This window comes from Ferroplasma sp. (assembly GCF_031200575.1).
GTDB lineage: Archaea > Thermoplasmatota > Thermoplasmata > Thermoplasmatales > Thermoplasmataceae > Ferroplasma.
This window is the reverse complement of sequence record NZ_CP133597.1, coordinates 1612985-1627936: the sequence shown is the minus strand read 5'-3', so window position 1 is coordinate 1627936 and position 14952 is coordinate 1612985. Positions and strand designations below refer to the sequence as shown.

Here is a 14952-nt window from a genome sequence, read left to right as displayed (position 1 = left end):
AAAAACATTATCAGCTTCACTGGCCATAAAGAAATTCCTGTTAAAATACAGGATAAAAATATCAGATAACATTATATCCATAATTGCTTCAAAATATAATATGACAAACGTGGGTTAAATGGAAGGAAGAGGTAAAAATGTAAAGCATGTTAATTAAAATTTTATATATTAAGGTCATAGAATCTTGCCAGATAAAAATTTTTCAGATTTTTTAAAATAACAAGGTTTTCATCATTAAAGTATTTTTCAAATCTCTTGTCCTTTGAAATTTTAACAAAATAATTCAATGCAATCCTTGCCTCCGAGTATGCCTTATAAAGCATTATTGAAGCCTCACCACATTTCTTCAAAATCTCAGGAGTTTCCTTTCTATAATCCTTATATTTTTCAATATCTATTTCACTTAGTATTTTTAAGTTTTTATAATGGTCGTCCGGGAGTATCCATGCTATATCCAGTATGTCATCGTAATGTTCATATTTAGGGTCTAAATTTTTAATTTCGGCGGTCAAAGCAGTAAGGTAATCCATCATTGAAAAATATAAAAACACATCTTGATCGAATCCCATTTCGCTCTTTGTTATCTCGCAAAAGAAATTTTCATTCTTCATTTAATATAATCAGCAATATGGATATAAATGATTTGTTTTATTTATTCTAAGCATAGTTCCAATAAATAGCATTTGATATTCGGAATGGAGTTCTTTTTTGAATTTTCTCTAAATATAGATAAAAATATAGAACAGATGCTAAAGTTTTTCAGGGAATCAAACTTTCCTGGACCTTATAACAGTGAATTTATCATTCAGGTATTTTAAACTATTTTTTCCTATTTCGCTATCAAAATCATGAATAATAGACTTTAAGTCATGTTTTTCCCCAGAAGAAAGACTTCTGTATTCATAATCAGGTATTTGATGTCCTGAATAATATTTTCTGGCATAGATCTGTGCATCTTCCGGCAGCTCTCTAATTATATCGATAAAATTTTCTTTCATCATTTTATTATACTGGGCGTTTTCAATTATGCCGGCAATTTTCAGTGCTTTTAACATCCCTGATTTGATCAGATTCGATGGCTGCACTCCTATATTCTGGCTTTTGACCCTCCCTCTGATAAATATTTTGCCACCAAGCATACCAGATCCGATATACTTTCCAAAATTTCTACTGCTATTAGATAGGACTATAATTGTACCCCCTGCCATATATTCCCCGAGATAATCATCGAATTTTCCATTTATAACAACACAGGGTATAGAACTTCCATATTCTCTCATCTGGATGCATGCTCTATTTCCAACATTCCCCTCCACATATATTCTTCCTCCACTGAGCGCCTGTCCAAGTACATCGCCAGCCTCCCCAAATATTTTTAGCATGCCTCCGCTCATGGAATCACAGCAATCATCAGCCACATTGCCCCTCACGGTTACGTTATTATTCTCATTAAGGTTCATGAGGCAATTTCCTGCATTACCGTACAATGTAATATTGCGGTGTTTATCAGGAAACGTTATGCCTATATGCCTGTGACCTGCCACATTATTTATATGCACACTGTTATCCATAAACCTAATTATCTCACTATCAAGTCTATTATACTCTATATTTCTAGCATCAATTCCCTTTTTCTTTATTTTATGTACTTTCCCTCTAGTTTTCAAATTTTTCCTTCCATATTTTATTATCCCATTTCTCATTGAAGATATAAAAAATGATCCGGGTTCGAGAGTCCATATTTTAGCCTCTGGGCTTATAATTCTTATCTGGCTTTCCTCACTGGCTACAAAAACATTGTTTTCATCCTCGCCGAGTATGGCAGGCCTGAGCTTAGTCCTGTCCGCCATTGCAATCATGTATATATCATGTCCATCATCGTAACCTATTATAAGTGTATAGGGCCCATCCAGCACACATCCCCGTGTTTTATACCTAATCTCCGGGTCATCCATATTTCCTGACATTATTTTTAATGCAGTAATGAGATCATATTCTCCTATCAGCTCCCTAAAAATATGGGCTATCACCTCACTGTCAGTACCAACAAAGCTTGTTACTCCCCTTGATTTCAGGTACTCCCTGTTGGCTCCGAATGAACTTATATCGCCATTGTGCACTATTGCAATATTAAATGTGGAAAATGGATGTGACCAGTAGGGTAAATATCCCGGAGAATTTGTGGGCTGCCTGGTATGGGCCAGCCACATATCTGCATTCTTTTCATTTAAAGCATACTCGTCACCCACCGCATCAGGATATCCGACACCTTTGTACACAAGGAGTGATTTTCCTGCACTGTACAATCTTCCATTACCTTCATTCCACAGTGCTGCATTAACCTCATCCAGGGACCTGCTGTCTTCAAAGGCTATATCATAACAGCAGCTTTTTATTGACCTGCCTTTTTCCATGTATGAACTATTTATCCCTATTCCGTGTTCCTGAAGCAATGTCCGTAGTTTCTCCTCCTCATCATTGTAAAATATTTTAACCGTAAAGCTATTGGTATCGTTTAAGTTAAATGATGCGTATCCAGAACCCTTATCACTACCGCGGTACCTTATATAATCCAGGCATTTCACGGGAATACTCCCGGGAATTTTACCGGATTCTTTTTTTCTCATTATTCCAAAAAGGCCGCAACTTGAAGGTATGTAGTTCATGTTGATCCTGCCTCCGCCACATTTATTTTTTTTGCTATGGTATTATCAAGATTTATGGCTCTAAGTAATTCAGTATTCCCAACAATAGAATACTGTAAATTGGCTATACCCATTGCTCCAGAAATCAGGCTAATTTCTTTTTTCATGCCTAAAAGAAAGTTAACGGCTTTTTCTCTGAGGTTCCTGTAACTGTTATTCAATCCCTCTTCAAATATTTTATATGAAATTATTAAAGAGTCGCAACCAAGAGCAAGATACTTAACTATGTCCCCGGTGTTCCTTAAACGATCAATTTCCGCTATAATATCATAGTTTTCCCGTATACCTCTTCTCTTTAATTCCTGGTCCAGCCCTGCTATACTTATTTCCATATTATCATCCTGCCTGATAACAAAGCCATCAGCCGAATAATAATGTTCATTAACCATGGAGTAACTGTGTTTTTTATATCTGTACACAGTGTTTCCAGTTATGGAAATACTTTTAAATTCTTTCTGGGGCTGATCATCAACAATCATAGTTCCCGTGAACATGGCAGCCCATGAAAGCGCATTTTTTATTTCTACATCCGCGCCACTAACCTTAATAAATACAGGCATCGATATGTTTATTGATCCACCACACAGGGAGAAATTAAGATTTATATCCTCCCTGTAAGGATCTATGGATGGCCTGGTAACCTGTGCGCCATCAAGTCTAAGCCAGTCAATTATCCTGGAGGGCAATTCAACGTCTGGAGGTGCATTGCTTCCCATGCTGCTTATTACCGGTTCTCCCTTAATCATAAGTTCATTAATGTATTTTTTATCCGGATAGAATGCTCCCTGCTTGAAGCCTAAATTTTGAGGTGACGGGGAGCTAATTCCCAGCACCTCTAAGGTGTTTTCAGAAAGTCCTTCACCGTATAAAATATCTGTATTTCCAATCAATTCTTCCATGTTTTTTATTCCGAGACAGGACATCATCTCTGCTATTTCCATTTTAAAGCCATTAACGAAATTAACCAAGTTCTGTATTCCAAAATCCAAATCTATCAAAGTTCTATTATCTGCCTTGTTGGTAAGGGCTGCAGGGCAGTATCCGAGATTGCATTTACGTACCATAACACATCCCATTGCTATCAATGCGGATGTTCCGAGGCTTACCACATCTGCGCCCAGTGCATATAGCTTCATTGCATCTGTGGAATCAGCAACCTGCCCCGCAGCGATTATGCTGAAATTCTTTCTCAGGCCTTCTTTAACAAGAATATTATGGGAGGAGGCCACAGCCATTTCTATAGGTATCCCCAGGCTATCCCGCACTGTTACCGGGGCAGCACCTGTTCCCGCCCCATGTCCATCAATAATAACCCCTGCTGCCCCGGATCTTGCTATTCCTGTTACTATGTAAGGTATATAATTGGTTGCAGCAACCTTCACATAAATGGGTTTATCAGACATTATTTTTAGTGCTTCTATCCGCTGTGCAAGATCCTCTATGGAATATATATCATGATGTGGTGCAGGGGAAATTGCATCAATTCCCTCAGGAATTTTTCTCGCAACTGAAATATCATGGGTTACCTTATTCCCAGGCAAATGCCCACCTATTCCAGGTTTTGCGCCCTGCCCTATCTTGATAACTATGCCTGCACCTGATTTTAACTCATTAGCACTTACCCCGAATCTGGCAGATGCCCACTGGACAAATATTCTCTTTGTATCTGCCACGGATTTATAAAGCCCTCCTTCACCGGTTCCTGCCATGGTTCTGGTTATCTCAGCAGTTTTTGCTATGGCAATATTTGGATTTCCGCTGAGGGCGCCGTATGACATATCACCAAGATAAACAGGAACTGAAAGATTCACTCCAGCCAGCGATGCTTCTGTATTGGCTCCTGATTTTATGGGGCCTTTAGTTATATTATTCCTGAAGCCAATCCTGTCCAGTATTCTTAAACTACCTGGATTTTTCTCAAAAATTTCAGAAGCTTCAGGTGAGTTTGAAAGAGATCTTATATGATTGATTTTTTCTATAGACCAGAAATCTTTAGTGTGTCTCTGTGGTATTTTTATATAATTGGCAATAACTCCACTCATGATGGAATGATAGTTATTGTCTTTCTATATATAATTTTGTAATTGAATTGTATTTATTATTTTTTTAGGTAAAATATGCATTGAGGTAATTTATTTTACTTTTATAGATGAATTGGAATCAGATAATGGAGCTATTCTGATTATGTCAAATATATCAGGATATTTAGATATAAGGCAATGATTATATCTACACGAAAATTTATTTTTCTATTGAAATTTCTAATTAGAGACTATTTGACTTCCATATAATATCTCGTCACATTTAACCTACCAAAGAACTTTTTCCATTATGAATTCGTCATAAAATTTAACATTGACGTTTAATTCCTTAACCAGTGTACCAGAGACCAGAAAACCAAAATTACGGTATAGGTGTATGGCTGTTTCCATAGCACAACAAACACTTAAACTTACTTTTCTTACCTCAGGATTTTTCCTTATCAGGTGAATAGCTTCCTCCATGAGTTTTGACCCAACGCCATTTCCCTGATATTTTTCACTGACATAAAAACTGAATATATCTGCAATGTGTTTTGTTTTTGGTCTAATTCTAATTTTTAAACCCACCATGCCAATAATGGAGTCTCGGTAAATTGCAAATAACATATTTGGCATTCTAGAGCTCCACACTTCTTCCTGGAAAGAATATTCATCCTCATAAGAACTGCCAAATGCTTCTGGAACTGTTTTGAGTGCCTCAAGGCGAAGTGCCTGAAATTCAGACCATCTACAATTATCTATTTTCCTAATTTTGATTTCCTCTAGATTTGTTTTATTATCATTCACCGCAGCGCATCTGAAAAGAATAAATAAGGATTTATAAAACGTTTATTATGGCCTCAACATTTTAATTTATATTATACTTTGAACCAGCTCAGCAAATAGAGTCAAATCAAACGCATCTATTATTTCCGTTTAGAATGCAGTTACCTGCCTGGAGTTATTGGAAATTATGATCAGTCTATTTGTGGGTCTTTGTAACTTTTTACTCATGGTTATTGAATTATCCTTATATCTTCTCATGGTACTAATATTTGAAATCTTCTTATTATCTTAGTTCGTATCAATTGACCAGATCAGAAAAAGGGCAGTTACATTTATCTAACTATTGATATCTTCTTAAAAACCAAACCAGAACATGCAAAGGAAAGAACAAAAATAAATTATATTTCCCATTTTATAACTCAATTTGTAATGTTTGAAAATGAAAGTTGCAATGGGCCCGACCGGATTTGAACCGGTGACCACCGCCTTGTAAGGGCGGTATCATAACCACTAGACTACGAGCCCTTACTGGATAAGTATTTAATAATATAATAACCTTTTTTTCTGCTTTTTCTGTAGGACTAAAATCTACTGCTGCGGTTTAAATATTATTTCAGTATTCATTGAATAGGATGCCTGGCAAAATAATGGTCCCGGCGGACATATTTCTGGACGGGGAAAAAATGGAAAATGCGATTGTATTCATTCATGTAAAGGGTCATGGCAGGGCAAGAGTTACCCATATAGACGTGGAGGACAGAAAATTTAATAGGATATTGCCGCCCAGGCACAGTGATTATCCTGAGGTTGCATGGAATTCAGATAAAGTAAGGATCCCAGTGAAAGGACATGAAATAATTATTGTAAGCAGAGTTCTCGGCAATATTATTAATCTTGAGGGAAAATTATATGTTCGTGGAAAGGGAAAAGGTATATTTTTCGGTCTTCATAAGGAACAGATACAAAAAATTGAGGAATATGCCACACATCTGGGCATACCTCCAAAAAAGCACAAAAAAACTTAGAACAATCCTTTCTTGAATTTCTGGTCAACTTCTATGGCCTGTATTTCCCAGGTTGGCTTCATTGATTTTGCGGTTTCCATCAGATGGTCAAGTGTATCAACGTCCCATCTGCAAACTGCCTCATTTTCTTTCTGCCCAAGGAATAATTCTTCCAGTTTTAGTCCTGCAGGCAACTTCTTTGATTTTGCCATATCCATTATTGTTGTGGCAAATTTCATTACATCGTTTTTCTGCTCATCTTTCCATTTATGTATAACAATTACTTCTGTCATATATAATATATAGTCAAATGGTATATTTAAATATTGCTTAAAATTTTTTTAATTTTCGAATTGTACAAAAGTTAGACACCATTAAAAATATTTATTTAGTATTGTTAATTGTTAGTAGATTACTTTGGTACTCAATTTGATTATTGCAGAGAAGATGGATGCAGGTAGAAGAATTTCCTACATACTTTCTGATAAAACATCCAGGCAGAAGAAGGTCAAAAATATTAGCTACATAGAATTTGAAAGAAATAACGAACAGAATATAATGGTATCACTGAGCGGGCATATACTGGGTGCAGATTTTCCGGAGGAATTCAGGGACTGGGCAAAATCTGACCTGGACCGGCTCATTGACTCCAGTATAATATATAAAGTCACAAATCAGCGTGCCTCCTCGGCCTTAAAATCATTTTCCGGCATAGACAACATTGTAATTGCCACGGATTATGATAGGGAGGGAGAACTAATCGGTGTGGAGGCCCTTAAATTCATAGAACCTGGCTATACCAAAATCAAGAGGGCAAAGTTCAGCGCCCTGACATCGCAGGAGGTAAAGGAGGCATTTGACAACTTACTGGATGTGAATTACGGGTTGGCTGATTCGGCAAAGGCCAGGGAGGAGATTGACCTGCTCTGGGGGGCTGTACTCACCAGATTTTTTTCAGTAACAAGCAATCGCCTGTGGAAGGACTTTATATCAGTAGGCCGTGTGCAGACCCCAACACTTGCCATTCTGGTAAACCGTGAGGAAGAAATCACGAATTTTGTCCCGGAGAAATATTTTGTTATAACTGTAACGTTCAATAAGGGTATAGATTTTCCCGGCACGTATGAAGAAAACATAAAGGATGAGGAAGAAGCAAATAAAATATTCAATTCCATAAATGGTAATAATGGAACAGTAAAATCATATAAGATCGAGAAAAAAGAAGTATACAGGCCACCTCCATTCAGCACAACGGATTTCCTTAGGGAGGCATCCAGAATCGGTGTCACCCCATCAAATGCAATGAAAATTGCTGAAAAGCTATATATGAGTGGGCTCATAAGCTATCCAAGGACAGATAACACTGTTTACCAGCGGTCGATACCATTGAAAAGCATTGTAAAAAAGTTTGAGGGAACCGAATTCGATAATGAGGCAAAGATGGTTCTTTCCCAGGAGAAGATGTACCCATCCAAGGGAAAGGTTGAAACCACGGATCATCCCCCCATATATCCAGTATCATATCCAAAGAAAGCCCTTACCGGGGCATACAAAAATATTTATGAGCTCATAGTCAGGAGATTCCTTGCCACACTCTATAAGAATGCATTGATAAAAAAATCTGATGCAGAGATAGATATCAATGGCTACAATTTCAAATCCTCCGGTGAAAAAATTCTTGATAATGGATGGTTTGACATATACAAATATAGAAAACTCCGGGAAACCAGCCTGCCAGAACTGGTTGTTGGAGAGACTGTTAAGGGAAAGAAATGGGATATGGAGGAAAAATACACGGAACCGCCCCGGAGATATGATGTGGCATCCCTCCTTAAAATTATGGAATCACTGAATCTCGGTACAAAAAGTACCAGGCACGATATTATACAGAAACTTAATGACAGAAATTTTGCAACTGGAAATCCATTGAAACCCACTCCGCTGGGGATCGGATTCATAAAATCCATAACTGTAATAGATTCAGACATAGCGAAGCCGGACATGACTGCAGCCCTGGAAGCAGAAATGGATAAAATAGCAGAAAACAAAAAAAGGATTGATGAAGTGGTAAATGAGTCCAGGCAGATGCTTCATGATGCCTTGAAAGGTTTCAGAATAAACCGTGATGAAATAAAAGAAACCATAACGTCATATGCCAATAAGGGCGATGTAATCGGTAAATGCCCACTGGACGGCGGGGATATATCCCTGATAAAATACAGGAATTTTTCAAAAATTAAATGTTCCAACGAAAATTGCAGGATAAACTTCAATGTAAACGCCACCGGCCTGATACAGATGACCGATAAAAAGTGTGATGTATGCTCACTGCCTATTATAAAGATAATCAGAAAGGGGCAGTCTCCAGAGTACAGATGCATAGACCCAAAATGCGAGTACAACCAGAAAAAGATAACAGTGGGGAAATGCCCCTCTGATGGCGGAGACCTTATCATCAGGCAGTCACGGTACGGCAAAAGATTCCTGGGATGCTCAAATTATCCGAAATGCACTGTTACATATCCACTCCCACAGAAAGGAGTAATAATGAGCACAGGAGAAACCTGCCCCTACTGCAATGCCCCACTGCTTATCATGGTAAATGGAAAACGCAAATGGAAGTTCTGCCCCAATATGAAGTGTGAATACAACGGAAAGGATAAAAGTGAAAAGAGTGAGCAAAAAAATAAACAGTGAGATTTTCGGAATAGTACTTTTCCTTATCTCAACGGCATTTGGACTACTTATATCATCCTATCTTCAGGCAGTTCCGGAGATAGCGAACGAATCCAGTGGCATATCCTTTGTATTCGTTCTTTATTACATTGTCTTTATTGTCATATTCACAGCAGCTGCACTTTACATTGTTAAGAAACATGCAGGCATTATGAAAATTGTGTTTCTTATACTTGTGCTATACATGATATTCCTGGTGGCATCCATAATTGCCAGTATAGTTGCAGTTAACCTAACAGAATATTATCTTATAATAGGCGTAATTACAGTGTTCTTCGCATACATGCTTATATTCAGGAATGAATGGTACGTAACAGATGCAGCAGGCGTAATAATGATATCAGGGGCAGCAGGTATACTGGGGATACTCCTGAGGCCCGAGATAGCAATAACCCTTCTCATTGTTTTTGCTGTTTATGACTATATCTCGGTATATAAAACGAAGCATATGGTAACTCTTGCAAGGGCGGCAGTGGATAACCAGTTCCCGCTTATGTTCATGCTTCCATCCTCAAAAAATCTCAGAATGAAGGATCTTACATTCGAAAATCGTGGGGATCAGGCCATTATAATGCTGGGATTCGGAGATATGGCAATACCTGAAATACTCATAGTGTCATCCTTTATTTATAACCCGGCGCATTCCATATTATTTGCAGTACTGACACTTGCAGGTGCCATCGGGGCTCTCATATTCCTGTTCTTTTTCAGCAGGGGGAAACCCGCACCAGGCCTGCCATTTATCAATACAGGTGCCATACTGGGATTCCTGGTGGCTTTATCAATTATAATGATTTAATGGAGAAACACCCTCTTCCCTGTAAAGTACAGTGGTATCTTATATTCGTTGCAGCGTTTTATGACGTCCTCATCACGGATTGACCCCCCAGGCTGGATAATTCCATCAATTCCATGTTTATAACATTCTATAACAGAATCGTCAAATGGAAGGAATGCATCTGACGCAAGAACAGAGCCCTTAACATTCTCTCCTCCCCTCTCTATGGCAATTCTCAATGATTCTATTCTGGATGTCTGCCCTGCTCCAATACCAACTGTTGTCCTGTTTTTTGCCAGTACCATGGCATTGCTCTTTGTATGTGCAACAACCTTCCAGGCAAATTCCAGATCCCTGTATTTTTCAGGATCCGCCTCTGTGCTGGATTTTAATTCCAGCTTTGGATACTCCCATTTCAGCCTGTCCTGTAAAAGAACCCCGCCGGATACAGATGACACTGCCTTTTCTGGGTCTTTCTCCATGGAACATTTAAGTATCCTCATATTCTTCTTCTTTTTGAACAGTTCCAGAGCCTCGCTGTCGAAATCAGGGGCTATAAGTACCTCAATGAATTTTTTCTGCATTTCCCTGGCAGTTGCCACATCAAGCTTTCTGTTCAGTGCCACAACAAATCCATATGCTGATTCAGGATCTGCATTGTAGGAGTTAACGAAGGCTTCCCTGAGCGTATCCGCGCTTGAAACACCTGACGGGGTTCTGTGCTTTACTATAACTGAGGTTATATCATCGAAATCCTGTACGGTTTCCAGGGCAGCATTTGCATCGAGTATATTATTATATGAAAGTTCCTTTCCACCTATCTGCACAGCGTTGGGTATACCGTATGTTTCACCTGTCTTGAACATGTATGCCTCCTGGTCAGGATTTTCTCCGTATCTCAGGTCAGTTCTTCCATATCCATGTATGAATAGGTCCTCCGGCTGGCTATCATTTAATCTCCTGTAGAGCCTGTTATATATCTGGACATCATAGTCCGCGGATCTTGAAAATGCACGCAAAGCAAGCATTTCCCTGGTTTTCATGTCAATTTCCCCTGATTTTTTCAGGCAATTCTTTACAGTGTCGTAATCAGACGGATCGGATAGGACAGCAACGTTCATGTAATTCTTGGCTGCTGCCCTGATTAGAGAAAGGCCACCTATATCTATATTCTCTATCATTTTAGACAAATCATTTGATTTTGAAGCCTCAACAAATGGGTATAAATTGCAGATCAAAATATCAAAATCCATATAGCCATATTTTTCCAGCTGTTTATTGCTCTCTGTGTCCCTTTTTGAGAGGATCCCGGAAAAAACTGCTGGATGTAGTGTTTTGACCCTGCCTCCCAGCAGGTCATCGAAACCTGTGAGTGTTGATGAGTTTACAGCATCTATGCCATTATCCTTAAGGTATCTGACAGTACCCTCTGTACCGTATATCCCATCCAGCTGGGAGCTGATGGCATTTAAAAAATCTACCAATCCTGTCTTGTTATAAACGCTGATAAAAGCCTTCATGTTACAATATTAAAAAATGTGATAAATATTTATTGCAAATAAATCCCTATGGGATAAAAATTATTAACAGTAATATTTTTGAATAATCAGTAATTTATAGGGTGTAAAGACAAAAGGTTTAAAAACTTATACCCATCTGTGCCTTATGGAATCACAGTTAAAGCAGGAAAGAAATATCCAGGTAGAGGCTATAAAGCAGAGCCCTACCATGAGCAGAGAAGTAGAAATTGTTGAAAGGAAGGGCATTGGCCATCCTGACAGTGTTGCAGATGGAATAGCAGAATCTGTTAGCAGGTCCCTGAGCAAATATTACATTAAGCAGTACGGCAGGATATTGCACCACAATACCGATCAGGTTGAAGTGGTTGGCGGACAGGCAGATCCAAAGTTCAAGGGCGGAAATGTACTGGAGCCCACATATATACTTTTGAGCGGGCGTGCAACAGCAACAGTTGGAGATGAGAGGATACCGGTCAAGTCAATAGCAATAAAATCAGCAAAGGACTATCTTAGAGAGCATTTCCCGGATCTTGATATAGACTCCGATGTAATGATAGATTCAAGGATCGGCAACGGCTCAGTGGATCTGAGAGGACTGTACGACACAAGGAAATTCAAGGCAAACGACACATCTTTTGGTGTTGGTTTTGCGCCATTTACAGACACAGAAAGCATAGTAAAGCTTACTGAAAAATACATCAATGGCGATCTTAAGAAATCCCTTCCCGGGATAGGTTACGATATAAAGGTTATGGGATTTAGGAAGGGCAAGACAATAAACCTAACAGTTGCCGCAGCATATGTAGATAAGTATGTTAAAGACCCCACTGAATACAACTCCATAAAGGAAGAGCTGATTGACAAGATCAAGGACAACGCAATGAAATACACAGATAATGATCTTCAGGTATATGTCAATACAGGGGATGTAAAATCTGATAGTGTGTATTACCTCACCGTTACCGGGCTTTCAATGGAAAACGGGGACGATGGATCGGTTGGAAGGGGCAACAGGGTAAACGGTATTATAACGCCATACAGGCCCATGAGCATGGAAGCAGCTGCGGGCAAGAACCCTGTAACACATGTAGGCAAACTTTACAATGTGCTTTCCAACCAGATCGCCTCAAAGGTTGTAGAGGAAGAAGGAGGAGACATAAAAGAAGTCCTTGTAAGAATAGTATCACAGATAGGCAGGCCTGTGGATGAGCCCCATGTTGCATCACTGCAGCTCATATATGAGGACAATGTTGACCCATCAAAACACAAAAACAACATCAGGGCAATAGCCGATGACAAGCTGGCACATATAGATCAGCTTACGCAGATGTTTGTTGACGGGAAGGCAGAGGTCTTCTGATTTTTATAATTTTTCTAAAATTCCATATTGTACTTTAAATTATTTTCCACATTAAGTATGCATCTGACAGGTCAGAATAATAATTTTTCAGCGTGGATATTATTGAAAAGCCATTCTTTTTATAAAATTTAATTCCATTTTCATTGTCTGTCCTTACCTCCAGCCTTACTGTAGAAAGCCCGGCACCAGTCATTACCTGCAATTCCCTGTTTAATAGGGCCTGTCCCACCCCAGCTTCCCTGAAGGATTTTTTAACTGCAAACAGGAGGATTCTACCCTCAGTCCCGGAATATTTTGCACCTATTATGAATCCTACAACTGAATCGAAATTATCGTACACTATGAAAGCCTGTGGCCACGATCTGTAAAGATCCAGTATCAGTGATTTTGTGTAATATTCAGATAGGGAACATTTAATTATCTCCATTATGCTTTCGCTATCCCTGATCTCGAATCCCCTGGCAAATCCAAAAAATGAATTACCTGCAGCCATATGGCATTGTATTGGTATAAAATATTATAATTTTTCCAATTTTATATAAGAAATCTTGGTACAACAAGCATCGCAAAGAACAGGTTGAAAAGCACTATGGATGCCATTCCCACATAAAGGTAGTTTTTATCATCCAGGAAGGAAATCCATCCTATGAAGACCACTGTTATGGGCGTGAATATGAGAACCCAGAGCCCTACCGTTATGAAATAAAGCCCATCGATTGCTGAAAGACCAGATAAAATTTTATTTAGTGACACAGACCTGGAATCTATTCCGTGTGCAAGTGCATAATTGTAACTGGACATCTGGGAAAGTGTAAACCCATCCCCTCCATTTTTGGCAAACAGTATTATAACACCTGCAATAATAAAAGATACGCTTATAAGAACTCCTGCCCTCAGGAAATAGCTTATAATTACTTCATCATCATGATTTCGCATTTTTTCTCACCCATTCCTTTCTTTTTGAATTATAGAATAGCAAACCTATTAAAACTATAGATATTATCACAGATATAAAGAACTGTATCATCAGTGAAAAGGTTATCAGGAAATTTATCAGGTGCAACCCCTTGAACACCATGCCAAATCCCAGGAAAGATAAAATTGCAAAGAATATCCATCTTATATTTTCATTGGAAATTCTGACCAGAACTTTAGCACCGAAAAAAGCACCTATAAGAACGCCTATTGCCGTGGCTGCTGCAATAAACAGATTTATATATCCCTCATACCAGTATATTGAACTGCCCGTTGCAGCCGTAATTCCTATCATGAAATTGCTGGATGTGGTTGTAACCTTCATTGGAAGATTCATTGCCCAGTCCATTCCCAGAACCTTCAATGCTCCGGATCCAATGCCCAGAAGCCCGGAAACAAATCCCGCAAAGAACATGACTATTTCTCCAAGCCACCATCTGACACCGTGATATTTTATTGTTTTTCTAAGCCTCTCGTCGTAATAAGACCCCGTTAGCTGGAATAACTTAGTGCTCCAGTCCGGTTTCATCTCCGGCGGCACCTCCTTTCCTATTTTCTTGATAGTAGGAATAAGGGAAAACAGAAGAACCAGCCCGAAGATCACATATACAACCCAGATGAGGGCATGCTTATCTATAAAAACAAGAGTCAGGGAGCCTACAATAGCACCTGTGGTTGTTGCTATCTCCAGGCCAATACCTATTTTTATATTCGCAATCTTCTTCTTCGTGTACGCACTTGCCGAACCAGCTGAGGTTGCTATTGTCGATATCAGACTTGCACCTGCTGCGAAGATGAAAGGTATGCCGTAGAAAAGCGTAAGAACTGGCACAAGAACTGTCCCGCCCCCAAGACCAGTAAGGGATCCTATGAATCCAGCAATGATAGAACCAAAGACGATTGTAAGGAATTTGACAATTATCAGAATTAATGTCATTTACACTTTATTACTTAACCATATTTATTATTTATTGATAGATATTATATTTATCTATGGAATAAATTGCCGGCCATCAACTATGCTTTATTCTGTTAAACTGGCTATAAACATTAATACAAAGAATAAA

Annotated in this window: 13 protein-coding genes and 1 tRNA gene; 4 read left to right on the top strand and 10 right to left on the bottom strand. The window is 38.7% G+C overall.

Going from position 1 to position 14952, the window contains the following annotated elements:
- Nucleotides 1–161: 161 nt before the first annotated feature.
- The 5 genes from RE471_RS08585 to RE471_RS08565 all read right to left on the bottom strand — a co-directional run bounded on the left by RE471_RS08585 (nt 162) and on the right by RE471_RS08565 (nt 6037).
- Complete coding sequence (locus RE471_RS08585) at nt 162–611, bottom strand: hypothetical protein (RefSeq protein ID WP_309214436.1); 450 nt, start codon at nt 609–611, stop codon at nt 162–164.
- A 156-nt stretch (nt 612–767) separates the two neighbouring features.
- Nucleotides 768–2666 carry a hypothetical protein gene (locus RE471_RS08580; RefSeq protein WP_309214435.1) on the bottom strand — a complete coding sequence of 633 codons (1899 nt, stop codon included), beginning with the start codon at nt 2664–2666 and terminating at the stop codon, nt 768–770.
- On the bottom strand, nt 2663–4747 hold the full coding sequence (locus RE471_RS08575; RefSeq protein WP_309214434.1) for a glutamate synthase-related protein: 2085 nt from the start codon (nt 4745–4747) through the stop codon (nt 2663–2665). The genes RE471_RS08580 and RE471_RS08575 overlap by 4 nt, the downstream gene beginning before the upstream one ends.
- 267 nt (nt 4748–5014) lie before the next feature.
- Nucleotides 5015–5533 (bottom strand): GNAT family N-acetyltransferase, encoded by a 519-nt coding sequence (locus RE471_RS08570; protein ID WP_309214433.1) that lies wholly within the window; start codon nt 5531–5533, stop codon nt 5015–5017.
- Nucleotides 5534–5964: 431 nt separating this feature from the next.
- Nucleotides 5965–6037 (bottom strand) — tRNA-Val (locus RE471_RS08565).
- A gap of 107 nt (nt 6038–6144) precedes the next feature.
- Between RE471_RS08565 and RE471_RS08560 the strand changes: the two genes are divergently transcribed.
- A complete protein-coding gene (locus RE471_RS08560; RefSeq protein WP_309214432.1) occupies nt 6145–6537 on the top strand; it encodes a transferase in 393 nt (130 codons plus the stop codon).
- On the opposite strand, the gene RE471_RS08555 is transcribed toward RE471_RS08560, so the two are convergent.
- A complete protein-coding gene (locus RE471_RS08555; RefSeq protein WP_309214431.1) occupies nt 6534–6809 on the bottom strand; it encodes a hypothetical protein in 276 nt (91 codons plus the stop codon). The two genes, RE471_RS08560 and RE471_RS08555, sit on opposite strands and share 4 nt — an antisense overlap.
- Nucleotides 6810–6933: 124 nt before the next feature.
- On the opposite strand from RE471_RS08555, the gene RE471_RS08550 reads away from it, so the two are divergent.
- A complete protein-coding gene (locus RE471_RS08550; RefSeq protein ID WP_309214430.1) occupies nt 6934–9213 on the top strand; it encodes a DNA topoisomerase I in 2280 nt (759 codons plus the stop codon).
- Entirely contained in the window at nt 9191–10051 is an 861-nt protein-coding gene (locus tag RE471_RS08545) for a presenilin family intramembrane aspartyl protease PSH (protein WP_309214429.1), read from the top strand. The genes RE471_RS08550 and RE471_RS08545 overlap by 23 nt, the downstream gene beginning before the upstream one ends.
- Here the strand turns inward: RE471_RS08545 and purH are convergent.
- Nucleotides 10048–11550: a bifunctional phosphoribosylaminoimidazolecarboxamide formyltransferase/IMP cyclohydrolase gene (gene purH, locus RE471_RS08540; RefSeq protein ID WP_309214428.1), complete on the bottom strand. Its 1503-nt coding sequence runs from the start codon at nt 11548–11550 to the stop codon at nt 10048–10050. The two genes, RE471_RS08545 and purH, sit on opposite strands and share 4 nt — an antisense overlap.
- Before the next feature lie 145 nt (nt 11551–11695).
- On the opposite strand from purH, the gene RE471_RS08535 reads away from it, so the two are divergent.
- The gene (locus RE471_RS08535) at nt 11696–12910 is read left to right on the top strand and encodes a methionine adenosyltransferase (protein WP_309214427.1); all 1215 of its coding nucleotides are present in this window, start codon (nt 11696–11698) and stop codon (nt 12908–12910) included.
- 34 nt (nt 12911–12944) lie between these two features.
- Here RE471_RS08535 and RE471_RS08530 read toward each other — a convergent pair whose 3' ends face one another.
- From RE471_RS08530 to RE471_RS08520, 3 genes are read right to left on the bottom strand one after another with little or no spacing between them, the layout of a single operon-like run.
- Nucleotides 12945–13403: an N-acetyltransferase gene (locus RE471_RS08530; RefSeq protein WP_309214426.1), complete on the bottom strand. Its 459-nt coding sequence runs from the start codon at nt 13401–13403 to the stop codon at nt 12945–12947.
- Between the two features lie 41 nt (nt 13404–13444).
- A complete protein-coding gene (locus RE471_RS08525; RefSeq protein ID WP_309214425.1) occupies nt 13445–13846 on the bottom strand; it encodes a DUF1634 domain-containing protein in 402 nt (133 codons plus the stop codon).
- Nucleotides 13833–14822: a sulfite exporter TauE/SafE family protein gene (locus RE471_RS08520; protein WP_309214424.1), complete on the bottom strand. Its 990-nt coding sequence runs from the start codon at nt 14820–14822 to the stop codon at nt 13833–13835. The genes RE471_RS08525 and RE471_RS08520 overlap by 14 nt, the downstream gene beginning before the upstream one ends.
- Between the last annotated feature and the right edge of the window lie 130 nt (nt 14823–14952).

Coding starts and splice junctions, on each gene's coding strand:
- RE471_RS08585 (WP_309214436.1), bottom strand. CDS start 611: ATGAAGAATGAAAATTTCTTTTGCGAGATAACAAAGAGCGAAATGGGA.
- RE471_RS08580 (WP_309214435.1), bottom strand. CDS start 2,666: ATGAACTACATACCTTCAAGTTGCGGCCTTTTTGGAATAATGAGAAAA.
- RE471_RS08575 (WP_309214434.1), bottom strand. CDS start 4,747: ATGAGTGGAGTTATTGCCAATTATATAAAAATACCACAGAGACACACT.
- RE471_RS08560 (WP_309214432.1), top strand. CDS start 6,145: ATGCCTGGCAAAATAATGGTCCCGGCGGACATATTTCTGGACGGGGAA.
- RE471_RS08555 (WP_309214431.1), bottom strand. CDS start 6,809: ATGACAGAAGTAATTGTTATACATAAATGGAAAGATGAGCAGAAAAAC.
- purH (WP_309214428.1), bottom strand. CDS start 11,550: ATGAAGGCTTTTATCAGCGTTTATAACAAGACAGGATTGGTAGATTTT.
- RE471_RS08535 (WP_309214427.1), top strand. CDS start 11,696: ATGGAATCACAGTTAAAGCAGGAAAGAAATATCCAGGTAGAGGCTATA.
- RE471_RS08530 (WP_309214426.1), bottom strand. CDS start 13,403: ATGGCTGCAGGTAATTCATTTTTTGGATTTGCCAGGGGATTCGAGATC.
- RE471_RS08525 (WP_309214425.1), bottom strand. CDS start 13,846: ATGCGAAATCATGATGATGAAGTAATTATAAGCTATTTCCTGAGGGCA.
- RE471_RS08520 (WP_309214424.1), bottom strand. CDS start 14,822: ATGACATTAATTCTGATAATTGTCAAATTCCTTACAATCGTCTTTGGT.